This is a genomic window from Nonomuraea mesophila, assembly GCF_004352805.1.
Taxonomy (GTDB): Bacteria; Actinomycetota; Actinomycetes; order Streptosporangiales; family Streptosporangiaceae; genus Nonomuraea; species Nonomuraea longispora.
On record NZ_SMLD01000063.1, the window covers coordinates 22,838 to 47,282 of the forward strand.

Annotated in this window: 22 protein-coding genes and 1 pseudogene; 18 read left to right on the top strand and 5 right to left on the bottom strand. The window is 69.6% G+C overall.

The window, feature by feature from the left end; genetic code table 11:
* From cbiQ to E1295_RS23540, 6 genes are all read left to right on the top strand, one after another.
* Positions 1-756, top strand: a complete 756-nt coding sequence (cbiQ, locus tag E1295_RS23515; protein ID WP_132632680.1) for a cobalt ECF transporter T component CbiQ — start codon at positions 1-3, stop codon at positions 754-756.
* Positions 753-1,487 (top strand): energy-coupling factor ABC transporter ATP-binding protein, encoded by a 735-nt coding sequence (locus E1295_RS23520; RefSeq protein ID WP_132632682.1) that lies wholly within the window; start codon positions 753-755, stop codon positions 1,485-1,487. Before cbiQ ends, E1295_RS23520 begins: the two co-directional genes overlap by 4 nt.
* Before the next feature lie 105 nt (positions 1,488-1,592).
* A complete protein-coding gene (locus E1295_RS23525) occupies positions 1,593-1,931 on the top strand; it encodes an STAS domain-containing protein (RefSeq protein WP_132341221.1) in 339 nt (112 codons plus the stop codon).
* A gap of 47 nt (positions 1,932-1,978) precedes the next feature.
* Entirely contained in the window at positions 1,979-2,752 is a 774-nt protein-coding gene (locus E1295_RS23530; protein ID WP_132632684.1) for an SDR family NAD(P)-dependent oxidoreductase, read from the top strand.
* Positions 2,753-2,770: 18 nt separating this feature from the next.
* On the top strand, positions 2,771-3,535 hold the full coding sequence (locus E1295_RS23535) for a crotonase/enoyl-CoA hydratase family protein (RefSeq protein WP_132341225.1): 765 nt from the start codon (positions 2,771-2,773) through the stop codon (positions 3,533-3,535).
* A gap of 105 nt (positions 3,536-3,640) precedes the next feature.
* Positions 3,641-4,267 (top strand): rhomboid family intramembrane serine protease, encoded by a 627-nt coding sequence (locus E1295_RS23540; protein ID WP_132632686.1) that lies wholly within the window; start codon positions 3,641-3,643, stop codon positions 4,265-4,267.
* A 58-nt stretch (positions 4,268-4,325) separates the two neighbouring features.
* Here the strand turns inward: E1295_RS23540 and serC are convergent, their stop codons facing one another.
* Positions 4,326-5,435 (bottom strand): phosphoserine transaminase, encoded by a 1,110-nt coding sequence (gene serC, locus E1295_RS23545; protein WP_132632688.1) that lies wholly within the window; start codon positions 5,433-5,435, stop codon positions 4,326-4,328.
* Positions 5,436-5,563: 128 nt separating this feature from the next.
* Between serC and E1295_RS48910 the strand changes: the two genes are divergently transcribed.
* Entirely contained in the window at positions 5,564-8,188 is a 2,625-nt protein-coding gene (locus E1295_RS48910; RefSeq protein WP_166427372.1) for a type 1 periplasmic-binding domain-containing protein, read from the top strand.
* A 48-nt stretch (positions 8,189-8,236) separates the two neighbouring features.
* Here E1295_RS48910 and E1295_RS23555 read toward each other — a convergent pair whose 3' ends face one another.
* Positions 8,237-9,343 carry a citrate synthase 2 gene (locus E1295_RS23555; RefSeq protein WP_132632690.1) on the bottom strand — a complete coding sequence of 369 codons (1,107 nt, stop codon included), beginning with the start codon at positions 9,341-9,343 and terminating at the stop codon, positions 8,237-8,239.
* 177 nt (positions 9,344-9,520) lie between these two features.
* On the opposite strand from E1295_RS23555, the gene pdxH reads away from it, so the two are divergent.
* Together pdxH and E1295_RS23565 are read left to right on the top strand one after the other, a co-directional pair.
* Positions 9,521-10,174, top strand: a complete 654-nt coding sequence (pdxH, locus tag E1295_RS23560; protein WP_246080269.1) for a pyridoxamine 5'-phosphate oxidase — start codon at positions 9,521-9,523, stop codon at positions 10,172-10,174.
* Positions 10,175-10,184: 10 nt separating this feature from the next.
* Positions 10,185-11,465 carry an MFS transporter gene (locus E1295_RS23565; RefSeq protein ID WP_246080271.1) on the top strand — a complete coding sequence of 427 codons (1,281 nt, stop codon included), beginning with the start codon at positions 10,185-10,187 and terminating at the stop codon, positions 11,463-11,465.
* A gap of 116 nt (positions 11,466-11,581) precedes the next feature.
* Here the strand turns inward: E1295_RS23565 and E1295_RS23570 are convergent, their stop codons facing one another.
* A complete protein-coding gene (locus E1295_RS23570; protein WP_132632694.1) occupies positions 11,582-12,193 on the bottom strand; it encodes a UdgX family uracil-DNA binding protein in 612 nt (203 codons plus the stop codon).
* A 108-nt stretch (positions 12,194-12,301) separates the two neighbouring features.
* On the opposite strand from E1295_RS23570, the gene E1295_RS23575 reads away from it, so the two are divergent.
* From E1295_RS23575 to E1295_RS23590, 4 genes are all read left to right on the top strand, one after another.
* A complete protein-coding gene (locus tag E1295_RS23575) occupies positions 12,302-13,006 on the top strand; it encodes an iron-dependent transcriptional repressor DtxR (protein WP_132632696.1) in 705 nt (234 codons plus the stop codon).
* A 123-nt stretch (positions 13,007-13,129) separates the two neighbouring features.
* The gene (locus E1295_RS23580; protein WP_132632698.1) at positions 13,130-15,352 is read left to right on the top strand and encodes an ATP-binding SpoIIE family protein phosphatase; all 2,223 of its coding nucleotides are present in this window, start codon (positions 13,130-13,132) and stop codon (positions 15,350-15,352) included.
* Positions 15,353-15,368: 16 nt separating this feature from the next.
* Entirely contained in the window at positions 15,369-16,136 is a 768-nt protein-coding gene (locus E1295_RS23585) for an alpha/beta fold hydrolase (RefSeq protein ID WP_132632700.1), read from the top strand.
* Positions 16,137-16,165: 29 nt separating this feature from the next.
* A complete protein-coding gene (locus E1295_RS23590) occupies positions 16,166-16,486 on the top strand; it encodes a DUF6624 domain-containing protein (RefSeq protein ID WP_181958035.1) in 321 nt (106 codons plus the stop codon).
* Between the two features lie 67 nt (positions 16,487-16,553).
* On the opposite strand, the gene E1295_RS48915 is transcribed toward E1295_RS23590, so the two are convergent.
* Positions 16,554-16,715 (bottom strand): hypothetical protein, encoded by a 162-nt coding sequence (locus E1295_RS48915; RefSeq protein WP_166427373.1) that lies wholly within the window; start codon positions 16,713-16,715, stop codon positions 16,554-16,556.
* Positions 16,716-16,988: 273 nt separating this feature from the next.
* Between E1295_RS48915 and E1295_RS23595 the strand changes: the two genes are divergently transcribed.
* The gene (locus E1295_RS23595) at positions 16,989-18,809 is read left to right on the top strand and encodes a hypothetical protein (protein ID WP_132632702.1); all 1,821 of its coding nucleotides are present in this window, start codon (positions 16,989-16,991) and stop codon (positions 18,807-18,809) included.
* Between the two features lie 70 nt (positions 18,810-18,879).
* Positions 18,880-20,238: an ABC transporter substrate-binding protein gene (locus E1295_RS23600; RefSeq protein WP_132632704.1), complete on the top strand. Its 1,359-nt coding sequence runs from the start codon at positions 18,880-18,882 to the stop codon at positions 20,236-20,238.
* 26 nt (positions 20,239-20,264) lie between these two features.
* Here the strand turns inward: E1295_RS23600 and E1295_RS23605 are convergent, their stop codons facing one another.
* Positions 20,265-21,410 (bottom strand): acyl-CoA dehydrogenase family protein, encoded by a 1,146-nt coding sequence (locus tag E1295_RS23605; RefSeq protein WP_132632706.1) that lies wholly within the window; start codon positions 21,408-21,410, stop codon positions 20,265-20,267.
* A 178-nt stretch (positions 21,411-21,588) separates the two neighbouring features.
* On the opposite strand from E1295_RS23605, the gene E1295_RS23610 reads away from it, so the two are divergent.
* The 3 genes and pseudogenes from E1295_RS23610 to E1295_RS23620 all read left to right on the top strand — a co-directional run.
* Positions 21,589-22,932: a hypothetical protein gene (locus E1295_RS23610; protein ID WP_132632708.1), complete on the top strand. Its 1,344-nt coding sequence runs from the start codon at positions 21,589-21,591 to the stop codon at positions 22,930-22,932.
* Entirely contained in the window at positions 22,929-23,744 is an 816-nt protein-coding gene (locus tag E1295_RS23615) for a class F sortase (protein WP_132632710.1), read from the top strand. Before E1295_RS23610 ends, E1295_RS23615 begins: the two co-directional genes overlap by 4 nt.
* A 110-nt stretch (positions 23,745-23,854) precedes the next feature.
* Positions 23,855-24,445 (top strand): annotated as a pseudogene (locus tag E1295_RS23620) (hypothetical protein); the annotation flags it as partial.

Sequence of the window (24,445 nt, forward strand, 5' to 3'; positions counted from 1 at the left end):
ATGAGCGCCGGGCACCGTCACCAGCTCTACCTGCCCGGCGGTTCGGTGGTGCACCGGTTGCCGCCGCAGTGCAAGCTGCTGGCGGTCCTCGCCTTCGCCCTCGTCGTGGTGGCCACGCCGCGTGAGCGGTTCTGGGCCTTCGCCGCCTACGCGGCGCTGCTCGGCGGCGTGGCGCTGGCCGCGCGGGTGCCGGTGGGCCACCTGCTGCGGCGGATGGTGATCGAGGTGCCCTTCGTGCTGTTCGCCCTGCTCATCCCGGTCATCGGGCTGGGCGAGCGGACCACGGTGATGGGGCTGTCGCTGAGCGTTCCCGGGCTCTGGGCGGCCTGGAACATCCTGGCCAAGGCGACGCTCGGCGTGGCGGCCTCGGTGCTGCTGGCGTCCACCACCGAGCCTCGGGAGGTGCTGATCGGGGCGCAGCGGCTGAAGGTGCCGGGTCTGCTGGTGCAGATCGCCATGTTCATGCTGAGATATCTGGACGTGATCATGGGGGAGATGCGGCGGATGCGGGTGGCGCGGGAGTCGCGCGGGTTTGAAGCGCGAAATTTCCGGCAGATCCCGGTGGTCGCCCGGTCCGCCGGAGCGCTGTTCATCCGGTCGTACGAACGGGGGGAGCGAGTGCATCTCGCGATGCTCAGTCGGGGATACTCGGGGCAGATGCCGATGATCCATGATATTTCGGCATCTGTGGGCCAGTGGGGCATGGCGCTCGCTCTGCCCGCCACAGCCCTCGCAGTGTTGGGACTGTCCCCGTGAACTCTCTGGAAGTCAGGCGACTCGCCTATGCCTACCCCGACGGCACGCAGGCGCTCTACGGCGTCGACCTGTCCATCGCCCGCGGCGAGCGGGTGGCCCTGCTCGGCCCGAACGGCGCCGGCAAGACCACGCTCGTCCTGCATCTCAACGGCATTCTCGCCGCCGGTCACGGCAGCGTCACCGTGGCCGGCACCCCCGTGCGCAAGGACACCCTCGCCGAGATCAGGCAGCGGGTCGGCCTCGTCTTCCAGGACCCGGACGACCAGCTGTTCATGCCCACCGTCAGGGACGACGTGGCGTTCGGCCCGGCCAACGCCGGCCTGCGCGGCGAGGACCTCGACCGCGTGGTCAAGAACGCCCTGGAGCGGGTCGGCATGTTGGACGCCGCCGACCGGCCGCCGCACCACCTGTCGTTCGGGCAGCGGCGCAGGGTCGCGGTCGCGACGGTGCTCGCCATGGAGCCCGAGATCCTCGTGCTCGACGAGCCCTCGTCCAACCTCGACCCGGCCGCCCGCAGGGAGCTGGCGGAGATCCTGCGCTCCCTGGACGTGACGGTGCTCATGGTCACGCACGACCTGCCGTACGCGCTGGAGTTGTGTGAGCGCGCGCTCATCCTGTCCGACGGGGTGATCGCCGCGGACGGCCCCACACGTACGCTGCTCTCCGATGCCGAACTGCTGGCCAGGCACCGCCTGGAGCTCCCGTACGGCTTCGCCATCCCCGTCATGTGAGCCCGGTTTGACGGGCGAAGCCCGCCTGCATCCGGCTCTTCGTAGTTTGTGCATGCCCGTTCTCCGGGGATGTCGAAGTACAGTGGCTCATCGAGGAGGGGCCAAATGAAGCTGCGGCTTGCACGACACGCCCTGGGTGATGCCGTGGTGGTGGCCGTTGAGGGTGAGCTCGACTTGTTCACCGCGCCGTTTTTGCGCGATGAGGTGCGTGACGCCATCAAGCAGGACGGCGCCAGGCTCGTGCTCGACCTGCAGCAGCTGTCGTTCATGGATTCGAGCGGCCTGTCGGTGCTGATCGAGGCCTGGCGGCTGGCGACGGGGGAGGGCGGCGGCGTGTCCCTCGCGGCGCCGCAGGCGCCGGTGGCGCGCATCCTCCGCACGACCGGCCTCGACCGGCGGATCAAGGTGTACGCCGACGTCGACAGCGCCGTGGGCGCCATTTAGCGGCCCCGAGTAGAACTTCATTCGGTCGGCGCGTTAGGGTCCGGGATATGGACGTGAACGGATCTGCAGCAATCATCTCAGGCGGCGCCAGCGGCCTCGGTGAGGCCACCGCCCGCGAGCTGGCGAGGGCCGGCGCCACCGTGGTCGTCGCCGACCTCAACGAGGAGCGCGGCAAGGCCGTCGCCGACGAGATCGGCGGCGTCTTCGCCAGGACGGACGTGGCGGACGACGCCCAGGTGCAGGCGGCCGTGGACGCCGCCGTGGCGACCGGCAAGCCGCTGCGCGTCATCGTCAACAGCGCCGGCATCGGCTGGGCGGAGCGCACGGTCAACCGTGAGGGCAACCCGCACAACCCGGCCTCCTACCGCAAGGTCATCGAGGTCAACCTGATCGGCACGTTCAACCTCATGCGCATCGGCGCCGCCGCCGTCGCCAAGACCGAGCCGGCCGACGCCGACGGTCAGCGCGGCGTGGTGATCAACACGGCCTCCGTCGCGGCGCTGGAGGGCCAGACCGGGCAGCTCGCCTACTCCGCCTCCAAGGGCGGCATCGTCGGCATGACGGTGCCCGCCGCGCGCGACCTGGCGGCGATCGGCGTCCGGGTCAACACGATCTGCCCCGGCATCATCGACACGCCCATCTACGGCTTCAACGACAACGCCGAGGAGTTCAAGGCCAAGCTCGTCGCGCCGGTGGTGTTCCCCAAGCGCATGGGCACGGCCGGCGAGTTCGCGCACCTCGTACGGTCGCTGATCGAGAACGACTACATGAACGCCGAGGTCGTCCGCTTCGACGGCGGCATCCGCTTCCAGCCCAAGTGACCCGTCGGAAGGGGTGCCATGTCTGACGAAGTGCTCGTCGAGGAGTCGGGGAACGTCGCGATCCTCACGATCAACCGGCCCAAGGCGCGCAACGCCGTCAACGGGGCGGTGGCGCGGGGGATAGCGGACGCCCTGGACGCGCTGGACGCCCGTCCTGAAATTTCGGCGTACGTGTTGACCGGTGCCGGTGGCACCTTCTGCGCGGGGATGGACCTGAAGGGGTTCCTGTCCGGCGACTTCCCGGTGGTGGAGGGACGCGGCTTCGGCGGGCTGACCGAGTCGCCGCCGAAGAAGCCGCTGGTGGCCGCCGTCGAGGGCTACGCGCTCGCGGGCGGGTTCGAGATGGCGCTGGCGTGCGACGTCATCGTGGCGTCGTCGGCGGCCACGTTCGGGCTGCCCGAGCCCAAGCGCGGGCTGGTGGCCGGCGCCGGCGGCATCATGCGGCTGCCCCGCAGGATCCCCTATCACGTGGCCATGGAGATCGCCCTGACCGGCGACCACTACCCGGCCTCCCGCCTGTACGAGCTCGGCCTGGTCAACCGCATCACCGAGCCGGGCGCGGCCCTGGAGGGCGCGCTCGAACTCGCCGGCAAGATCGCCGGCAACGCCCCGCTGGCACTCGCCGCGACCAAGAAAGTGATCATCGAGTCGCAGGACTGGTCGCGCGAGGAGATGTTCAAGAAGCAGGGCGCGATCATCAACCCGGTGTTCGGCTCGAAGGACGCCATGGAGGGCGCCGCCGCCTTCGCGGAGAAGCGCGCGCCCCGGTGGAAGGGCGAATAGTCCTGCCCCTCCCGCTCCCCGGAGGGACGGGAGGGGCGTCTTCACGCACGCGCGGCTCTTCCTGGTTACGGTAAAGAAAGAGGGCAACGACTCCGGGAGAGGCGCATGAGCGACTATTCGGGTTCACGATTCGATTCGGCCAGACGCGGCGCCGGCGCTCTCCTGTCCGGTGCGCTGAGCATGCTGATCATCATGGTCGCCCTGCTCGGCGTGATGTGGATCCTCGAGGGCATCGACGTCGTGCTCAACGGCTCGCTCGACCAGTACGGCATCGTCGGCTGGGACCCTGACGGCCTGGTCGGCATCCTGCTCGCGCCCTTCCTGCACGGCGGCTTCGGCCATCTCATGGCCAACTCGCTGCCCCTGCTGATCCTCGGCTTCCTGGCGGGGCTCCGCGACGTCGGCAAGTTCCTCTGGGCCAGCCTGATGATCATCCTGATCGGCGGCCTGGGCACCTGGGTGACGACCGGCCCCGGCATGGTCACGATCGGGGCCAGTGGCCTGGTGTTCGGCTATTTCGGCTTCATCCTGGCGCGCGGCCTCTTCGACCGCAGCCTGCTCGACTTCGCCATCGCGATCGGCGTGGGCGTCGCCTACTGGGGCATCCTGGCCGGCCTGCTGCCCAACCAGCCGGGCATCTCCTGGCAGGGCCACCTGTTCGGGCTGATCGGCGGCGTGGTGGCCGCCTGGGTGCTGCGCCGCAAGCGCGAGATCACGGCGAGCCCGTACTGACGCGAACGCCCTCCCGCGCCGGGTGAGCCGGGAACGGGAGGGCGGTCGCGGTGCTGAGCTAGAGGCGCTCGACGACGTGGTCGACGCAGGCCGTCAGGGCCTCGATGTCGGCCGGGTCGATGGCCGGGAACATCGCGATGCGCAGCTGGTTGCGGCCGAGCTTGCGGTAGGGCTCGGTGTCGACGATGCCGTTGGCGCGCAGCACCTTGGCCACGGCGGCGGCGTCGACGTCGTCGGAGAAGTCGATCGTGCCGACCACCTGCGAGCGGAACTCGGGGGCGGCGAACGGCGAGGCGTAGGACGACTTCTCCGCCCACGTGTAGAGGCGCGAGCTGGAGTCGGCCGTGCGGGCGGTGGTCCAGGCCAGGCCGCCGGCGGCGTTCATCCAGTCGAGCTGCTCGGCCAGCAGGAACAGCGTGGCCACGGCCGGGGTGTTGTAGGTCTGGTCCTTCGCGGAGTTGTCGATCGCGACCGGCAGGCTGAAGAACTCCGGCACGTAGCGGCCGGAAGCGGCGATCTCCTCGACCCTGGCCAGCGCGCGCGGCGACATGATCGCGATCCACAGGCCGCCGTCGGAGGCGAAGCTCTTCTGCGGCGCGAAGTAGTAGACGTCGGTCTCGGCGAGGTCGACGGGCAGGCCGCCGGCGCCGGAGGTGGCGTCGACCAGCACCAGCGCGTCGCCGGAGCCCACCCGCCCGATCGGCATCGCGACGCCGGTCGAGGTCTCGTTGTGGGTGAGGGCGTAGGCGTCCACGCCGTCCTCGGCGACGGCGGCGGGGTGGGTGCCGACCTCGGAGGTGATGACGCTCGGCTCGCTCAGCCAGGGCGCCTTCTTGGTGACGGCGGCGAACTTCGCGGAGAACTCGCCGAACGACAGGTGCTGCGACCGGTCGCGGATCAGCCCGAAGGCGGCGATGTCCCAGAACGCGGTGGTGCCGCCGTTGCCGAGCACGACCTGGTAGCCCTCGGGCAGCGAGAACAGGTCGGCGAGCCCGGAGCGCACGCGGCCGACGAGGCCCTTCACCGGCTTCTGGCGGTGCGAGGTGCCCATGAGGCTCGCGCCGGAGGCGGCGAGCGCGGCCAGCTGCTCGGTGCGGACCTTCGAGGGCCCGCAGCCGAAGCGGCCGTCGGCGGGCTTGATGTCAGTGGGAATCACGATGTCAGCCACGTAGTGGAGCCTACCGAGCACGGCGGAATGCCCTGGACCGGGGCCCGGCATGTGAGACATGATGAACCCCTTTCATTGATCAATCGTTGGTCTAGCACGAGGACGGCACCGGCTGGAGGAGCGCCCAGATGGCCGATCTGCGCAGTGTCATCGAACGCTTGATCCGCCGGCGTACACTCCTGCGGGCCGACCCGCCCCTGCCCACCGTGCTCGTGACCGGCGAGCAGGCGATGGCGGCGGTCGACCGGCTGGCCGAGCCGTTCGAGACGGCCGTGCCCTACGCCCGCGTCACGGACGGCGCGCACGGGTCGGTCCTCGACCTGGTGAGCTCGCTGGCGGGAGACGAGGACCACACCGGCAAGGCCGAGACCGACCACGGCCGGCTGGGCAAGCCGGTGGGCGGGTCGCTGCTGCCGCCGCCGCGTTTCCCGCTCGCGCAGTTCGTGTTGTGGGCGCGGGCCAGGCCCGAGGGCCGCGTGCCCGACCCGCACTCGCACACCGACTACCAGCTGTACAAGAAGCGGCTGAAGGACTGGCGGCGCGGCATGGCCGGCGGTGGCGGCGACGACGTCAAGACGTCGGCCGACTTCCTGGCGCGCGCGGCCACGACCTGGGTGCCGGTGGGCACTCTGGCCGTCTGGTGGGCCGGCGGCGCCGCCGACCTCGTGGGGGTCATCCCCTGGCTGCTCGGCCTCCTGGTGGCCCTGGGCGGCACGCTGGCGCAGGGCACGATGTCGATCAGGGGTTCGCTGTTCACCGGCTGGTTCAGCAGCGAGCCGACCCTGAAGAGGCGGCGGTTCGAGCGGCTGCCGCAATACGCGCTGCGCCTGGCCGCCGCGCCGGACGACGCCGTCGAGGAGCTGCTGGTCCACGCCCTGATGCAGGACCTGCACGAGGCGTACAAGAAGTGGATCATTCCGTGGCCGAGCTGGGGCAGGGGCCAGTACTGCCTGCTGGTCCTGCAGATCACCGACCCCGACGGCGTCAACGCGCGGTTCCTGCGGCTGATGGAGGAGATCACCAAGAAGACCGGCCTGTTCGCCCCCATGCTCGTGCTGGCGGCCGTGCCCGGCGGCGTGCCGCCGGCGCAGGCGGCGCCCCAGCCGCTGCGCGACCTGGAGGAGGCGGTCGCGCAGTGGCGCAACATGGCCAGGCTGGGCGTTCCCGAGCTGCGGCTGACCGTCGAGGCGACGGCCGTGCCCGCGCAGCCGCAGGACGACCCGTCGCCGCCGCGCCGCAGGCGGGCCATGGCCTACTGGATGGTGATGGCGCTGCTGGTGATCGTTCCGCTCTCGCTCGTGTACGTGATCCAGCTCGACAGGAACGAGCACTGCGGCGGCCTGCCCTGGGTCGAGCGGGTCGAGGACGAATGCGTCGGCGTCGTCAACGCGGAGAGGAGCACCCCCGAGACCCTGTTCCAAGGCGAGGTGAAGAAGCTGGTCAAGAAGATCGACCAGAACAACGCCTACGCGATCGGCTCGGGCAGGTACATCAGCGTGGTGCTGTTCGGGGAGTTCTCGATCAAGAAGACGGCCGAGGACGACACCCGGCTCGCCGCCGCCGTCTCCGAGCTCGCCGCGGTCGAGGAATACCAGCGTACGGTCACCAGCACCCCCCGGTTACACGTGCTGATCGCGAACGCGGGCGACAACTTCGACCACGGGCGCAGGGCGGCCCGGCTCATCATCGACATGGCCGAGCAGGACAAGCGCGTGATGGGCGTGGTGGGCCTGCCGCGCAGCGTGGCGGGCATCGGCGAGGCGATCAGGGAGCTGCACCTGGCGAAGATCCCGATGGTGTCGAGCACGGCGACGGCCGACCAGTTCGGCTACATCAGCAACCCGGGGCTGCCCGGCCAGCAGGGTGAGCCCTCCCCCTACTACTTCCAGGTGGGGCCGACCAACGTCCGCCAGGCCACGTTCGGCGCCCGCTTCGCCCGCAGGACCCTTCTCAAGGGGGTGAGCGAACCCACCGCGGTCATCGTCGAGGACCGTTCGCAGGGCGACGTGTACACCCTGAACCTGGCCGACGACTTCGAGAAGGCTCTGACGGAGGAGGGCGCCGACGTGGAGCGGATCTCGTACACGGTCCAGCAGGGCGGCATCTCCTCGGCGGCGGGCAAGGCGTGCGCGCTCGAACCCGACGTCCTCGTCTACGCGGGGCGGGCGTCCGAGTTCCGGGCCTTCCTGACGGCGGTCGAGGGCAACGCCTGCGGCGCGGTGAAGGTGATCGCGGGCGACGACGTCGTCAAGGTGGTGTCGGACCACGGCGACGAGATCGCGGACACGAAACAGGCCGAGGTCTACTACCTGGCGCTGGCGCACAGGGCGTTGTGGCCGCGCGCGTCGGCCACCTCGTTCGTCGCGAGGCTGCAGGGAAAGGGGCACCCGACGGCCTCCGACGACAACCTCATCCTCACCTACGACGCCGCCGACGTGGTCTACCGGGCGGCCAACGCCGCCTACCAGGCGGCCGGCATGGCGGGAGGGGAGGGGGACGTGCAGTTGCCGAGCCGGGGCGACATCCTCTACCGGCTGGCCAGGACGTCGGGGAACGCCGCCTGGGCCGGATCGGGCGGGGTGGTGAGCTTCGACCTCACGGAGCGGCACACGCCCATCGACAAGGCGATCGCGATCATGAAGGTGGAGAAGTCGGAATGGGGCTACAGCCGCCCCGTGAAGCGCTGCGGGCGGCTGGACACGAACGAACCGCCCTCGAAGGACCCGCTGTGCACGGGCCTGCCGGACAAGTGACCTGACGAACGGCTGCCGCGATCGGCGCGGCAGCCGAACGGACCATGGTCAGTAGGCGCCGGCCACCTCGTCGGCGCCGGGAACGTCGTTCAGTGGGCGTGACGAGGGCCCCGTGTAGGTGGCGCTCGGGCGGACGAGCCTGCCCGTCCGCTTCTGCTCCAGGATGTGCGCGGCCCAGCCGGCCGTGCGGGCGCAGGTGAACATGGAGGTGAACATGTGGGAGGGCACCTCGGCGAAGTCGAGCACGACGGCGGCCCAGTATTCGACGTTGGTGGCGAGGACCCGGTCGGGCTTGCGCGCGTGCAGCTCGTCGAGCGCGGCCTGCTCCAGCGCCGCGGCGACCTCGTAGCGGGGCGCGTCCAGCTCCTGGGCGGTGCGCCGCAGCACGCGGGCGCGCGGGTCCTCGGCGCGGTAGACGCGGTGGCCGAAGCCCATGAGCCGGTTGCCCTTGTCGAGCTCGCTCTGGACGTACTTCTTGGCGTCGCCGAGCTGCTCGACGCCCTCGATCATGTGGAGCACCCGGGCCGGGGCGCCGCCGTGCAGCGGGCCCGACATGGCGCCGACCGCGCCGGAGAGCGCGGCGGCCACGTCGGCGCCGGTGGAGGCGATGACGCGGGCGGTGAACGTGGACGCGTTCATGCCGTGCTCGGCCGCCGAGGTCCAGTAGGCGTCGATGGCCTTGACGTGCTTGGGATCAGGCTCACCGCGCCAGCGGATCATGAAACGCTCGACGATGGTCCTGGCCTCGTCGACCCGGCTCTGCGGCACCATCGGCAGGCCCAGGCCGCGCGCGGACTGCGCGACGAACGACAGCGCCATCACGGAGGCGCGGGCGAGCTGGTCGCGTGCCTCCTGGTCGCTCACGTCGAGCAGCGGCTTGAAGCCGTAGGCGGGAGCCAGCATGGCCAGCGCGCTCTGCACGTCCACGCGGATGTCACCCGAGTGGACGGGGATGGGATAGGGCTCCGCCGGCGGCAGGCCCGGCTGGAACTGGTTGTCGACCAGCAGGCCCCATACGTGCCCGAAGGGGACACGGCCAACCAGGTCCTCGATGTCGACGCCCCTGTAGCGAAGGGCGCCCCCTTCTTTGTCCGGTTCCGCGATCTCGGTCTCGAAAGCCACGACGCCTTCGAGGCCGGGTTTGAAGTCGGACATGCTCGGCCGCCTCCCTTTCTTGCCATGTCACGGCAATGCCTTGATGTCGAGATACCGGCGGGTCAATTTAACCCCCTCCCAGCTCACGGTCGGTCCCGGGACCCGCCGTAAGGCCAAACCTGCTGGTGGGAGGGTCGTATGAGGTCCTCCACACGAAACGCGCAAGAATACCGTCTTGTGGATGCCACCCCGCGCCCGCCCGTGCTGGCGGGGCTACGCCGCACGTACGAAGGCGAGCCGCTGCTCGAGTCCGACGTCGCGCCCGATCCGATCGCGCAGTTCACCGTCTGGTTCCAGGACGCGCTCGACGCCGGCCTGCCCGAGCCCAACGCGATGATCCTGGCCACCGCCTCGGCGGGCGGCCGGCCCAGCGCCAGGACGGTCCTGCTGAAGGGCTACGACGAACGCGGATTCGTCTTCTACACCAACTACGAGTCCCGCAAGGGCCGCGACCTGGCCGAGAACGCCCGCGCGTCCCTGCTGTTCCCCTGGCATCCCATCCGCCGCCAGGTGCGGGTCGAGGGCACCGTGACCCGGATCCCCCAGGAGGAGTCGGCCGCATACTTCCGCTCCCGCCCGTACGGCTCGCGCATCGGCGCCTGGGCCTCGCGGCAGTCGGCGGTCGTGCGTTCCAGGGAGGAACTGGACGCCCGCTACGAGGAACTGGCGGGGCGCTGGCCGGAGGATCCGCCGGTGCCCGACTTCTGGGGAGGGTTCCGGGTCGCCCCGGTGGAGGTGGAGTTCTGGCAGGGGCAGCTCGACCGGATGCACGACCGGCTCCGTTACCGGCGCACGCGACCCGGCTGGGTTCTGGAGAGATTGGCCCCTTAAAGTCTCCTAAGTGGCATTCGGGGAGCTGGTCAAGCGTCATGTGGTGGACACCAGGCCGTTGGGCGTGCTGGCCTACCGGCGGCTCTGGGTCGGCCAGGCCGTCTCTCACGTCGGCGTCGGCGCCACCGTCGTGGCCGTCGGCCAGCAGGTGTGGGAGCTGACCCAGTCCTCGTTCTACGTGGGGCTGCTCGGCATGGCCAACCTCGTGCCGCTGATCGTCTTCGGGCTGTGGGGCGGGGCGGTGGCCGACGCCGTCGACCGGCGCAAACTACTCATCGCCGGCTCGGTCGTCGCCTGGGCCGCCACCCTGCTCATCCTCGTGCAGGCGCTGCTCGGCCTGGGCAACATCTGGCTCATCTTCGGCGCGGTCGCGCTCAACGCCACCGGATTCGCCATCACCGGGCCGACCAGGGGAGCGATCATCCCCCGGATTCTCGACCGGGAGCTGGTGCCCGCCGCCAACGCGCTCAACTCGCTGGTCTACAGCATCGGCGCGGTGGCCGGGCCGATGGTCGGCGCGGTGATGCTGGCCTCGGGAGGGTTCGCCGCGGCGTACGCGGTGGACGCCCTGCTGTTTGCCGGAAGCCTCTACGCGGCGCTCAGACTGCCCTCACTGCCTCCGCTGGGCGAAGTGAGCCGTCCAGGTGCGCGGGCCGTCCTCGCGGGCCTCAGCTTCATCGCCAGGAGCCCGGTGCTGCTGATGTCGTTCGTCGTCGACATCATCGCGATGGTGTTCGCCATGCCGCGGGCGCTCTACCCGGAACTGACCGCCGACCGGTTCGGCGGCTCAATGATCGCGCTCGGCTGGATGACCTCCGCCATGGCCATCGGCGCCGTCACGGGCGCGCTGTTCTCCGGCTGGGTGGGCCGGGTCTCGCGGCAGGGGATGGCGCTCGTCGTCGTCATCGCCGTGTGGGGGCTGGCCGTCGCCGCCGCCGGGCTGGTGCACGAGCTGTGGCTCGTGGTCGCGTTCATGGCCGTCGGCGGCGTGGCGGACGTCACCTCGTCGGTGTGGCGGCAGTCCATCCTGCAGCTGTACGCGCCCGACGAGATGCGGGGGCGGTTGCAGGGCGCGTTCATGGTGGTGGTGGCCGGCGGGCCGCGCCTCGGCGACCTGCGGGCCGGCGCCACCGCGACGGCGTTCGGGCTGAGCGGCGCCTGGGTGGGCGGCGGGATCGCCTGCATGGTGACGGTGCTGGTCGTGGGGCTGTCGGTGGCCGGCTTCAGGAACTTCCGCGCCCACCAGCCGGCGACCCGGGCCGCCGACGGCCCGGCCCCGGAAACCGGCTGACCACCCCTGCTCCGGTCCTGCGGGCTGACCGGCCCGGCCCCGGTCCTGCGGGCTGACCGGCCCGGCCCCGGTCCTGCGGCCTGACCGGCCTGGCCTGGGTCCTGCGGCCTGACCGGTCAGGCCGCCTCGGCCGCGGTCCGCAGATCCGCCAGGAACCCCTCGTACGCGCCGTCCCTGTCGGGTGCGCGCAGCACCGCCGACGGATGCACGGTGGCCACCGCGAGCGCGTCCCCGAGCGGGACCGGTTCGCCGCGCTGCCGGGTCACCCGGAACTCCCGCCCGAGCAGCGCCCTCGCCGCCGTCGCGCCGAGCACCACGACCACCTTGGGCCGTACGACGGCCAGTTCGGCGTCGAGCCACGGACGGCACGCGTCGATCTCGGCGGCCGTCGGCTTCTGGTGGATCCGCCGTTTTCCCCTCGGCGTGAAGGAGAAGTGCTTGACGGCGTTGGTGAGGTACACGGACTCCCTCGCGATGCCGGCCTCGCGCAGCCCCCGGTCGAGCACGCGGCCGGCCGGGCCGACGAACGGGTGCCCCTGCCGGTCCTCCTGGTCGCCGGGCTGCTCGCCGACCAGCATGAACGCCGCCCGCCCCGGCCCCTCGCCGAACACCGTCTGTGTGGCGTTCCGATACAGGCCGCAGCCCTCGCAGTGGGCCGCCGCCCCGCGCAGGTCGTCGAGCCGCATCCGGCCGGGAAGGAACCTGGCCGCTCCGTTGTTGCCGTCCATAACCATCGTCGGTCGTTCTCCCAATAGGCTTGACGTGACTCCTGTGCCCGCTGCGGACGGGCTCAGTCCCCGCCACGACCGGCGTACCATTCAGTTGGGAGGACTGCCTTGACCGCACACGGCCTGATCGACACCACGGAGATGTATCTCCGCACGATTTACGAGCTCGAGGAGGAGGGCATCGTCCCGCTCCGCGCCCGCATCGCGGAGCGCCTCCAGCAGAGCGGCCCCACCGTGAGCCAGACCGTCGCCCGCATGGAGCGTGACGGGCTCGTTCGCGTCGAGGGCGACCGGCATCTCGCCATGACCGAGCTGGGGCGCACGCTGGCCACCCGGGTGATGCGCAAGCACCGCCTCGCCGAGTGCCTGCTCACCCAGGTGATCGGGCTCCCGTGGGAAGAGGTGCACATCGAGGCGTGCCGCTGGGAGCACGTCATGTCCGAGTCGGTGGAGTCGCGCCTGGTGACGCTGCTCGGCAACCCCACGGTCTGCCCGCACGGCAACCCCATCCCGGGGCTGGCCGAGCTGGGCGCCACGGAGGCGGCCGAGGCCGGCGACAACGCGCTGACCACGATGTGCGACGTCGCTGGGGCCAGGGAGACGCCGGTCGTCATCCGCCGAATTAGCGAACAAGTGCAAAGCGATCCCGCTGTGATGCTTAAACTCAAGCAAGTTGGGATACAACCCGGACGCGAGGTGACGCTCGCGGCGAGCGACGATGGTGTGCGGGTGACAGGTGACGGTGACAGTGACGACACTCCCGCGGAGCTTCCGCGTGATGTCGCCGCGCACGTTTTTGTCTCCAAGCGCTGACGCGCGCGCGGCTGCTTGGTTGAATCCCTTCTGGGAGGCCCTCCACTCTCCCCTGGCCAAGACTGTTGCAGGAGCGCCCGTGGTCCGCTTTGCAGACACGCCACCTCGAGGAGTGGTCGCCGGATGAAGCGATGGGGGGATCTGTCACAGGAAACGGCTGATCACCTTGGCGCCGGGTCCGTGCTCGACCACGCTGAGATGGCGGTGGTGGTCACCGACCGTTTCAGCAACCTGCTCTACTGGAATCCGTTCGCCGAGAAGCTGTTCGGCCACACGGTCACGACGTCGGCGCGTGACACGTCCGTCCTGTCCCTCGGGATCATGGAGAAGGACCACCCGCTCGCCATCGAGCTGGCCAAGCACGTGCTCAGGGGCGGCGTGTGGGAGGGCACGTTCGACGTCCGGCGCGCCGACGGCACGATCGTCTACGTCCGCGCCCAGGCGGTGCCGCTGCGCCACGAGTCGGGCTCGGTCACGGGCATCGTGATCCTGGCCCGCGAGGCGTTGCGCAGCAACGAGCGCGAGAAGGACCGGTTCGGGCTGCTCGAACGCATCGGTGAGCGGCTGGCGGGCTCCCTCTACGTCGAGGAGACGCTCAAGCGCGTGGCCGAGATGCTGGTCCCGCAGTTCGCCGACCACTGCTTCATCGAGTTGACGGAGGGCGACCGGCTCGTCCGCAGGGTCTCGCAGCACGTACAGGGGTGGTCGCCCCCGTCGGGCACATGGAAGCCGGTGGGCGCGGAGATCCGCTACCCCTCCGGCCACTACGCCGACACCGCGCTGCGCCGCCAGGAGACCATCCTGGTCGAGGACTTCTCCGACAGCAGTTTTCCCGCCCCCACCGAGAGCAGCGCGCGGTTGTGCGGCGAGATCGGGATGACCTCGGCCATCGTCGCCCCCCTGCTGGTGCGGGGCGAGACGCTGGGGCTGATGTACCTCGGCCTGTCCAACCTCACCGACCGGCGCAGCCCTCACTACGACGCCTTCGACCGTGACTTCGTGGGCGCCATCGCCACCCGGGTCGCCCTCGCCATCGACAACGCGCTGCTGTTCGAGGAGGAGCGCCACACCGCGGAGTCGTTCCAGAAACACCTGCTGCCGAGGGCGCTTCCGCAGCTCGACGGCCTGCAGATCGCGGTGCGCTACTACCCCGCCGCCCCGCTCGCCTCCCACGGGCAGGGCATCCAGACCCAGGTGGGCGGCGACTGGTACGACGTGATCCCGCTGTCGGCCGGCCGCGTCGGCATCGTCATCGGCGACGTCGAGGGCAGGGGCGCCAAGGCGGCGGCCGTCATGGGGCAGCTCAGGGCCGCGCTGAGGGCGTTCGCCCAGGACGACAAGTCGCCCGCCGACATCCTGGCCAGGCTCGACGAGTGGACCCGCATCATCGCCACGCCCGAGCAGGACGACAGCGGCGCCGACATCAGCATCCCGCCCATCGTGACCTGCCAATACCTCGTCTACGACGCCTGGTCGCGCCAGCTGTCCTTCGCCAACGCCGGCCACGCGCCGCCGCTGCTGCTCGTCGACGGGCAGTGCGTCGAGCTCGACATCGAGGAGGTCGGCCAGCCGCTCGGGGTGCGCGCCAAGGGTCTGCACGCCGACCTGGTCTACAAGGAGGAGACCCGCACCCTCCCGCCGGGCGCGGCGCTGCTGCTCTACACCGACGGCCTGGTCGACCGCCGTCCCGGCCGCGACGGGCTCCCGCCGAGCGAGGAAGAGACGCTCGGGGTGCTCTGCGAGGCGCTGACCAAGATGTCCGGCGCCGAGGCCGAGCGCATCGCCGACGTCGCCACGGTCGCGGTGCCCGGCGAGATCGACGACGACATGGCGATCCTCGTGGTCCGCTCCAGCGACGTCGATCTCGACGTCGAGGAGCGCACGTTCCCCGCCCAGCCGATCATGGTGGGCGAGGCGCGGCGCATGGCGTCGGAGGCGTTCGCGGGCTGGAATGTGCCGGAGGAGCGCGCCGAGCTGGCCTGTCTGCTCGTCTCCGAGGTGGTGACCAACGTCGTGCTGCACGCCGCCACCTCCAGCGTGCCGCGCAGGGAGCTGGTCGTGGAGGGCCCGCCGCTGCCCTTCGAGGAGTCGTGGGACGTGCCGGGCCTCGACGACGAGGTGGTCGGCGACAAGGAGTTCACGCTGCGGCTGCGCAGGGGCGAGGAGTCGGTCTGGGTCGAGGTGTTCGACCAGGACCTGCGGCTGCCCCGCATCCGCAGCGCGGGCGAGAACGACGAGGGCGGGCGCGGCCTCTACCTGGTCGATCAGCTGGCCAGACGCTGGGGATCGCGACCTACCAGGGAAGGCAAAGCCGTCTGGTTCGAGATTCCCACGCGCAGCAGGTGAGTGGTTCACTGGGCGGATGGAGCTGGCCTTCGAACGACGGGGCGCCGGCGCGCCGCTGATCCTCATCCACGGCATCGGCCACCACTGGCAGGCGTGGTCGCCGGTGCTCGACCGGCTGGCCGCCGCACGCACGGTGATCGCGCTCGACCTGCCGGGCTTCGGTGCGTCGCCGGGGCTGCCCGAAGGCACCCCCTACACCGCCGAGTCGCTGGCCGACGCCGTCGAGTCGTTCTGCGCCCTGCTCGGCGTACGCGAACCGCACGTGGCGGGCAACTCGCTCGGCGGCTACATCGCGCTGGAGCTGGCCTCGCGCGGCGTCGTACGGTCGGCCACCGCGTTGTCGCCGGCGGGCTTCTGGTCGCGTTCGGAGCTGATCTACTGCCAGTCGGTGCTGCGGGCCCTCCGGGCCTCGGCCAGGGCGATGCCGCAGGGGCGGGTCGTCAGGGCGGCTGAGAACCCGATGCTGCGGACCGTGTCGGCCGGGGTGCTGGTCGCCCATCCGTCGCGGTTGTCGCCGACGGCGCTGATCGCGGCCACGCAGTCGCTCGGCCGGGCGAGCGGTTTCGACGAGACGCTGGAGTCGTTCGCCGGGCTGATGCCGCCCGCGCCGCCGAAGTCGCCCATCTCGATCGCGTGGGGCGAACACGACCGGCTCCTGCTGCGCCGCCAGGCGGTGCGCGCGGCCCGCTGGTCGGGGCAGCGGGTCAAGCTGCTGAAGGGCTGCGGCCACGTACCGATGAGCGACGACCCCGCTCTCGTGGCCCGCGTCATCCTCGCGGACTAGGCGGCGCCGACCCGGCGGCGTACCGCCGCGTGACCACCCGGAACGCCGATCGCCTCAGCGAGATCATGGACCAGTACGGCTGGCCGACGGTCACGCTGGTCGGCGAGGAAGGGGCGCGCCGGGCGTGGCTGATCGCTCAGCATGCCGATCGGCAGCTAAACGTGCAGCGGCGCGCGTTGCGCCTGATGGCGGAGGTGGTGGCGACGGGGGAGGCCGATCCCGGCATGCTGGCCATGCTCCGCGACAGGGTCCTGGTGAACGAGGGACACGAGCAGATCTGCGGCAGCCAGATCGCCGACGTCAAGGACGGGTTCCCATTCCGTGGCCCTGCCAGGATCCCGCCCGTGTGAATCAGCGGCGGGCAGAAGCCGGGCTTGACCCGCTCCCCATCTGATCGAGCGGGCTCTCGCCACGCGCCTAGACCTTTGTCTGGCCCCAGACGAGCAGCATGGCGATGATGAAGACGATCATTACCCCGGTGTAGCCGACCGGGCCCAGGCGCACTGCCCGGCGCACGCGGTTGAGGCCCCACGCGACCAGCAGTGCCAGGAACACCAGGAGGATCAGGCCGCCGTCCATGCGTCCAGTATGCGGCGTGCACGGGCTTCCCGCGCGGTCGTGGCCGAGATGGGCCGCGATCGGTCGGTGTGCGGCGTTCACGAGACGACGCCGCCAGCGGTCCAGATGAAGCCACCACAATTCCTGCCGTTTTTTTGCACTGGCATGACTTCGCCACTTTCATCGAGTAGATTGCCGTGCCAAAGCGCTCCTCCATAAGGGTGCTTCTTTTCCTTATTTGGGTGTATGGCGAAGATTATGGCTTGTGGCTGGCATGCGCTCTTGAGTGAGTGTTTGCGCAAGACGGACATTTCTGAGCAGGACGGGATGCCGGTTATCCTGCTTCTGGGGCTGCCGGAAACGGGAAAAAGCGTCATGCTTGATCGCATGGCGAAAGGCGTTCACAGGCCGCCATCACCCGTGATCCGCCTTCAGTCGGACCTGCCTCCTCCTGCGGATCTCTCGAAGCTGGTTCAGACGTTCGCTCACCGGCTGATAGCGGACGACAAGGTCAAGATGCCCCACACCATCGTCACCCTGGTCGTCCTGGGCATGGATCCCAACCTGTCGGACATCCAGCTGGCAGACGAACTGGAGCGCACCCTCGACCCCGGAAAGGATCAAGCGCCGGACAATATGGCGCAGCTCGGTGAACTCGCGGGGCTGTTGCCGAACGTCGGCCCCTGGCTGAAAATGCTGGTCATCGGTGCGGGTCTGATCGGTCGCCGTGTCAACGCCGGCGAACGCCTGTACCGCGATGCCAGGGCGTGGCTGGACGAAAGAGTCGACGGCAACATCTTCGATCTCATGCGCCATTACCATCGAGGCCACGCACATGAGAAGGCCATCGCGCGGAGAATACTCGTCGAAGCCTTCCTCGAAGATCTCGCCCAGGCGTGGGCCGGCCGGATTCATCCCCGCAACTGCCTCCTGCTGCTCGACGACGCCGACCATCCGGTCAAAAGCTCTTTTCTGCAGGCCGTTGTCGATGCGAGAACCTGGCGCGCCAGAAAATCTCTGCGTGCGGATCCTCTCGTCGTCGTGGCCGCATCGAGGACGTGGCACAAAGGCATCACCGGATGGACGTGCCCGGGAACGAGGGGCGAACGCCGGCCGCCGGCACTCGGAACCGCGGCGTACCGCGACTGGCTCGAACGACGCGGTGCAGCGGAACCGAGCCGCTGGTACCCCGTGCTCATGCCGGAGGCCGAGCCGGTCGAGACGACCTACGGGCCCGCGATCGCCACCCTGACCGGCGGCTACGCGGGTGCGGTCCGTGAGCTGACCGTCCTGGTGAGCGGGGCCAGGGACGACGACGACTTCCGCGGCATCCTGCACCGGGCACGCACGCTCGACCGCCTCCCGCACCTGCCGCCTCACCGCGACAAACTGATGACGTGGTCCGCGGCCAGATGCGTCGACGATGCCGAGAACGCCCTGCCGGACGGTACGAACCAGGCCTCGCATCTCCGCCACGATCTGGCCGCGGGGCTGTGGCTCACCAGCCTCGGAGGCGAGACGAACCGCAGAGGGATCCCCGCGTCCCGGCACGGCAAGGAGGTCGTCGTCCTTCATCCCTGGCTCAGGCGGCTGCTGTTGCACCGCCTCGCTGCGGACCCGCAACGCTGGGACCAGGTGCACGAGGCGATGGAGCGTTATTACCGCAGGCCCGAGGTGGCCGATGAGGTGTCCGCCATGTACCACAGGCTCGCACGGGTGACGGAGAAGGACGACTCGCATCTGGACGAAGTGGTGAGCTTCCTGGCGGAGAAGCTGACGGAGCTCGACGTACGCGACCAGGAGGACACCCGTCTCGCGGAGTGGGTCCGCATGTACGAACAGGTGACCACGGCGCCCAACCGCCTGCCGCTGAACCGGCCCCTGGACGCGCTCTACGACGCGTTGGCCGCGAAGCGGTCAGACGCGGGCCTGTCGGACCGGGCCTCCGTGATCAGGACACTGGTGGTGGACAGGTGGTTCCACCTCGACCCACTGCTCGATCCGCGCGGCAGGCGCAGAAGCAACATCAGGCTCCAGTTGCCCATGTTGAAGACCAGCACCGGGGCGGCGTTCTTCGGGCGGGAGGCCGAACGTTATGACGATCACAGTCGCTGACGTCTGGTTTCCGCCCTCCACCCGGTACACGCGGCGTCGCCGTCTGAGGCGGATCGGGATGGTGGCGGTCGTGGCCCTGGCTCTCATGGCGGCCGGCATGCATGGTGTGCTCAGCTCACCGCCCAAGCTCACCGACGCCGCCGACACCTTCGACCGGAGCCTGGCGGACATCATGGAACGCATCCGTGCGGAGAACGCGAAGGTGATGGCCGACCATCCGGACGCGTACGCGACCATCGCCGTCCTGCTGCCCATGTCGGGCGACGCCGCCGAGACGGGCCTGGGTCTCGACTCCATCAGACACGCGCTCCAGGGGGCCCACCTCGCGCAGTTGTGGCGCAACGCCGACCCGTCGGCGGCCCCGTACATCCGGCTGCTCGTCGGAAGCATCACGTCCGACGAGTGGGAGGACACCGTGGAGGAGCTGGAAGGGCGGGTGGACAGCGAGCGCATCGCGGCCGTCACCGGGTTGGGCAACAGCGTGGACGCCACCAAGCGGGTGATCGGCCGGCTGAGCCAGGCCAAGATCGCGATGGTGGCGGCCGTCATCACCTCCGACGAGCTGCAAGGCCACGAAGCGCTCGTACGGGTGGCCCCCCTCAACAGCGACCAGGCCGAGGCCGCTGTGCGTTTCGCCGAACGGGCCGTACCGGCGCTCAAGCCCGTCACCGTGACGGACACCAACTCCCGTGACAGCTACAGCAAGTCGCTGAGCGAGTCCTTCGAGAACACGCTCGCGAGCGTCGTCGTCGCCAAGCATCGCAGCCGGCCGCTGACCTTCGACTCGTCGGTCAAGTCGGCGGGGACGGTCATCGGCAACATCGCGGACAAGATCTGCGACTCCGACGCCAACACCGTCTTCTACGCGGCCCGTTCACGGTACCTTCCCACGCTGCTCCAGGGCCTGAGCCGGTCGAGACGCTGCGTGGAACGGGGGATGACGGTCATCGCCGGCGACGACGCCAGCGAGATCAGCAACCCCGTCAAGGACCCCAGGTGGACGGACAGCGGCGGCAAGATCCGGCTGTACCGCACTGCTCTGGCTCACGGCGCGAACGTGTCCGACCCGGACAGCAGCGTGCTCGACGCGATCAAGGCCAGGTTCGGCGCGAAGGACACCAAGGGCTACGCGCGGCTGTTCGGCGCGGAAACGCTGGACGACGGCCACGCGATCATGCACCACGACGCCTTGTACCTCGCGACCAAGGCGATCGACCAGTACGCGAAGGACCTGGATGAGCTGGGCCCGGAGGAGGTGGCGGCCATGCTGCGCAGCGGCACGGTCTCCGTGGACGGCGCAAGCGGCAGGATCGAGATCGGCCATGACGGCAACTCGCTCAAGCGGGAGGTCCCCATCCTGCGGCTCGACCCCTACGGCAACACGTCCTTCGCGGAGTGGGCGTCACCGCGGCCCGCCACCCGTCGGTGACCGGGCATGGCAGCACGACCGCGCGGTCAGAACCCGAAGGAGCGGCCGATGATCTCCTTCATGATCTCGGTGGTGCCGCCGTAGATGGTCTGGACCCGGCTGTCCATCCAGGCCTTGGCGACCGGATATTCCGTCATGTAGCCGTAGCCGCCGTGGAGCTGGAGACAGCGGTCGATGACCTTGGTCTGCACCTCGGTGGTCCACCACTTGGCCTTGGCGGCGTCGACCGCGGTGAGTTCCCCGGCGTTCAGCGCGCGGATGCACTTGTCGACGTAGTGCCGGGCGATCTCCGTCTCGGTGGCCAGCTCCGCGAGGACGAACCGGGTGTTCTGGAACGACCCGATGCTCCGCCCGAACGCCTGGCGGGTCCTGCAGTATTCGATGGTCTGCTCCAGTACGCCCTCCGCCGCGGCCACCGCCGCCACGGCGATCGACAGGCGTTCCTGCGGCAGGTTGTCCATGAGCTGCACGAAGCCCTCGCCGTCGTTCGGGCCGAGGCGGTTGGCGACGGGCACGCGTACGTTGTCGAAGAAGAGCTCGGCCGTGTCCTGGGCCTTCATGCCGATCTTGTCGAGGTTGCGTCCACGCTCGAACCCCTCCATGCCGCGCTCCACGACGACCAGGGTGGTGCCCCTGGCCCCCGCCTCGGGGTCGGTCTTGGCCACCACGATCACGAGGTCGGCGTTGATGCCGTTCGTGATGAACGTCTTCTGCCCGTTGAGGACGTAGTGGTCGCCCTCGCGGATGGCCGTGGTCCTGATGCCCTGCAGGTCGCTGCCCGCACCCGGTTCGCTCATCGCGATGGCGGTGATCAGCTCGCCGCTCACGAACCCGGGCAGCCACCGCCGCCGCTGCTCGTCGTCGGTCAGATCCACCAGGTACGGCGCCACGACGTCGTTGTGCAGCGAGAAGCCGAGCCCGGTGGCGTTGTTCCGCATGAGCTCCTCGACGATCACCGCGTTGTAGCGGAAGTCGCGGATCCCGGAACCGCCGTACTCCTCGGGCACCGAGAAGCCGAACATGCCGAGTCCGCCGGCCTTCTTCCAGACCTCGCGGGGGACCACGCCGTCCTGCTCCCACCGCGCATGGTGCGGCACGACCTCGCGGGCCATGAACGCGCGCACGGTCTCGCGGAATAGGAGGTGCTCCTCGTCGAAGAGGTCTCGCTGCATCGGTCGCCTCCGGAATAGGGTTCTGTTACTGCGAGGTATACCCCTTTTACCGGTACGGCGGGAGCCGTGGACACGGGTTCATCACAAGTGCACGGATGTGCTGGATTCGGTATGTAGAGCGGGTGTTTCCGACTCTAAGATCTACCGTCGGCGTATTTGTGGCTGATCGGAGTCTCCCGTGAGTCGATGGCGCAAGGCGTTGATCGCCGCATCGGTGGGCGCGGCCGCTTCCACCGCGTTCGTCGTGACCTCCTCCATCCCCGGCCAGGCCGAAGCCTCGCTGGTGGCCACTTACCGTTGCACCAACGGGATCGCCGGCGCCGGGGTCGACATCGAGGCCAGGATCACGCCGCAGATCGAGGCCGGCGGGCTGATGAACGTGCGCTGGGGCATCTCGTACAAGGGCACGCAGCGCTTCGGCTCGCCCGGGTTCTTCCCCGAGGGCTCCTCCCTCGACCTCGAGGGCGTCGTGGACATCAGCGGCGCCTGGGTCGGCCAGCTACGGCCGAGGGGCGCCCAGGAGCAGGGCGAGCTGGTGCCGGGCGAGTTCCTCGACCTGCCGGAGGGGTTGTCCGACCAGGGTTCCATCGGGCGTTCGGGAACGGTCCGCTTCAAGCCCGGCGCCCTGACCGTCAGATTCACCCCCGCCGAGGGCGAGGTGATGGTCAACAACGACGCACCGGACATCACGTACGAGGGTGACTGGAGGCGGAGGAGGACCGCGGAGGAGTTCGACGACCACCTCTACGACGTGCACCGAACCGGAGTGCAAAACGCGAAGGCCACGCTGAACTTCACCGGCACGAAGGTCGCCTACATCGCCAGGCGTGAGCGCGGCCTCGGCAAGATCCAGGTGAAGCTCGACGGTGAGACCGTCACCGACCCGCTGGTCGAGCCGGGCAAGGACCGCAACGGCACGGAGATGACGGGCACCGCGTCCAAGGAGGTCCTCTGGGAGTCGCCGGAGCTCGAATACGGGCCGCACATCCTGGAGATCATCAACTACGAGGAGAAGCGCGCCTACGTCGACGCGTTCCGGGTGACGGTCAGCGACATCGCCGAGCCGCCCGAGCACGACGAGGCCACGTGCGACCTTCAGGGTGACCCGGGAGCCATCGACGTCACCGTGCCCGGACCGACGGACGACCCTTCGGACCCGCCCACGGACGACCCGGGTGACGAAGACCCGGGTGACGACCCGAGCGAGGAGCCGACCGACGAGGACAGCACGTCTCCGGGTGACGACTCCCTCGGCGGGGATCATGTGGCCGTGGTGCCCACGGGTTCCAGTTCGGGTTCGTCCACCCCGAAGAGCTCCAAACCGACCGCGACCCGATATGTCCGGGCCCAGGTTCCCAAGACGCCCAAGGGCGGCGTGGACAGCGGTGAGGCGCCGGTGGCCCCTGGAGGGCCGCCGCTCGGGCTCATGACCAGTGGGGCCGTACTGATGGTCGGAAGTGTCGGCGGCGGTCTGCTGCTGCGCAGGCGCAGGGCCGCGCACGTGGGAGGAACGGGCCGATGACCGGGCAACCGACGACCGAGCAGAGGACGCCGATGCAGCGCGCGCTGCCCGGCCTGCTGATCGCGGGCTCGCTCGGCGGTGTCGGCATCGTCATGGTGACGCTCCTGTCGCTGGCGCCGCCCGTGGACGACGGCTCGGGGCCGCTCGCGGCGCCGGCGGCCGCGCATGAGACGCCGACGATGGTTCCGACGAAGGTGCCGATGGAGAACGCGGGCGCGTTCGTGCTCCCGGCCACGGTGGGGCCGGGCGGCAAGGACGTGCCCCTGACGCCGGCCCGCCTGGAGGCGCCGCCCCCGCTGGCCGCCGCACCGGTCGTGCCCGCCATCCCGAAGGCCAAGAAGAAGAGCACGGCCAAGGTACGACCCACCCGCATCAAGATTCCCAAAATCAAGGTGAACGCGTCGATCCGGTCCGTCACCCTGGACAAGCAGGGCAAACTCGGCACCCCGCCGCTGAGCAAGGCGGGCCTGACCGGCTGGTACCGCCACTCACCCCTCCCCGGCGAGGTCGGCCCCTCGATCATCAACGGCCACGTGAGCACCCGCAGAGGCCCCGCCGTCTTCGACCGCCTACGCGAACTGGCCAAGGGTGACCAGATCTACGTGTACCGCTCGGACGGCAAGGTCACCCGCTTCACGGTCAGCGGGATCGAGCAGGCCAGCAAGAACGCGTTCCCGACCAAGCGGGTGTACGGGAACACCACCAACTCCCAGATCCGGCTCATCACGTGCGGCGGCGTCTACAACAAGACGACCCACCACTACACGGACAACATCATCGTGTACGCGACGTTGTCCAAGAAGAAGGGCTGACCGGCTGTTTTCCGGGTTTACGGGAAAGTTGACAGGGACAGTTCGTAAGATCTCAACCTAACCGTGACCAACGGCTGGAATTCTGGCACGACTGTCGAAACTGCGCTGAAATGGAGCTGGAAGTGCTGACGTCCCAGGCGCGGCGCCGCCTCGCCCTCAAGACATCCGCTATGGCCGTTCTAGGCGCAGGGATCTTCGGAGCGATACCTGTGATGGCCGCGGTGGCGCAACCGGCTCCCGTGGCCTACACCTGCAACAACGAGACAATCACCTTCACCATGGAGCTGAAGACGCCCACGACGGCCAGGCCCAGCGCACCGGTGACGGTGATATGGGACATCAAACAGCCGGCGTCGGGCTACCTGTCGCCAACGGCCGAGATCACGCCCAACAGCAGTGTTGTGGCGCAGGGAACCATTAGCCCGAGCGGATCGCCGATACCGTCGTCCCAGGTCGTCGCCAGCGCTTCCGTCGCGCCGGCGACGACGATCAGCGAGACCGCCCCCTTGCCCATCCCGACGATGACCATGGTCGTCACGCCCACCGCCTCGGGGACGGTGGCTCTCAAGGGCGGTGGCTTCGCGGTCGAGGTCAACGAGGGCCAGACCTACAACTGCACGCCGCCCACCAACGGCGGTCCTTCCGTGAACCTGGTCGTCGGCACCCCCACCGCCACCCCGACCAAGAGCCCCACTCCGACC

Excerpts from the sequence above, each read along its gene's own strand:
- cbiQ (WP_132632680.1), top strand. The coding sequence starts at position 1 with ATGAGCGCCGGGCACCGTCACCAGCTCTACCTGCCCGGCGGTTCGGTG.
- E1295_RS23525 (WP_132341221.1), top strand. The coding sequence starts at position 1,593 with ATGAAGCTGCGGCTTGCACGACACGCCCTGGGTGATGCCGTGGTGGTG.
- E1295_RS23530 (WP_132632684.1), top strand. The coding sequence starts at position 1,979 with ATGGACGTGAACGGATCTGCAGCAATCATCTCAGGCGGCGCCAGCGGC.
- E1295_RS23535 (WP_132341225.1), top strand. The coding sequence starts at position 2,771 with ATGTCTGACGAAGTGCTCGTCGAGGAGTCGGGGAACGTCGCGATCCTC.
- E1295_RS23540 (WP_132632686.1), top strand. The coding sequence starts at position 3,641 with ATGAGCGACTATTCGGGTTCACGATTCGATTCGGCCAGACGCGGCGCC.
- E1295_RS48910 (WP_166427372.1), top strand. The coding sequence starts at position 5,564 with ATGGCCGATCTGCGCAGTGTCATCGAACGCTTGATCCGCCGGCGTACA.
- E1295_RS23555 (WP_132632690.1), bottom strand. The coding sequence starts at position 9,343 with ATGTCCGACTTCAAACCCGGCCTCGAAGGCGTCGTGGCTTTCGAGACC.
- E1295_RS23570 (WP_132632694.1), bottom strand. The coding sequence starts at position 12,193 with ATGGACGGCAACAACGGAGCGGCCAGGTTCCTTCCCGGCCGGATGCGG.
- E1295_RS23580 (WP_132632698.1), top strand. The coding sequence starts at position 13,130 with ATGAAGCGATGGGGGGATCTGTCACAGGAAACGGCTGATCACCTTGGC.
- E1295_RS23585 (WP_132632700.1), top strand. The coding sequence starts at position 15,369 with ATGGAGCTGGCCTTCGAACGACGGGGCGCCGGCGCGCCGCTGATCCTC.
- E1295_RS48915 (WP_166427373.1), bottom strand. The coding sequence starts at position 16,715 with ATGGACGGCGGCCTGATCCTCCTGGTGTTCCTGGCACTGCTGGTCGCG.
- E1295_RS23605 (WP_132632706.1), bottom strand. The coding sequence starts at position 21,410 with ATGCAGCGAGACCTCTTCGACGAGGAGCACCTCCTATTCCGCGAGACC.
- E1295_RS23615 (WP_132632710.1), top strand. The coding sequence starts at position 22,929 with ATGACCGGGCAACCGACGACCGAGCAGAGGACGCCGATGCAGCGCGCG.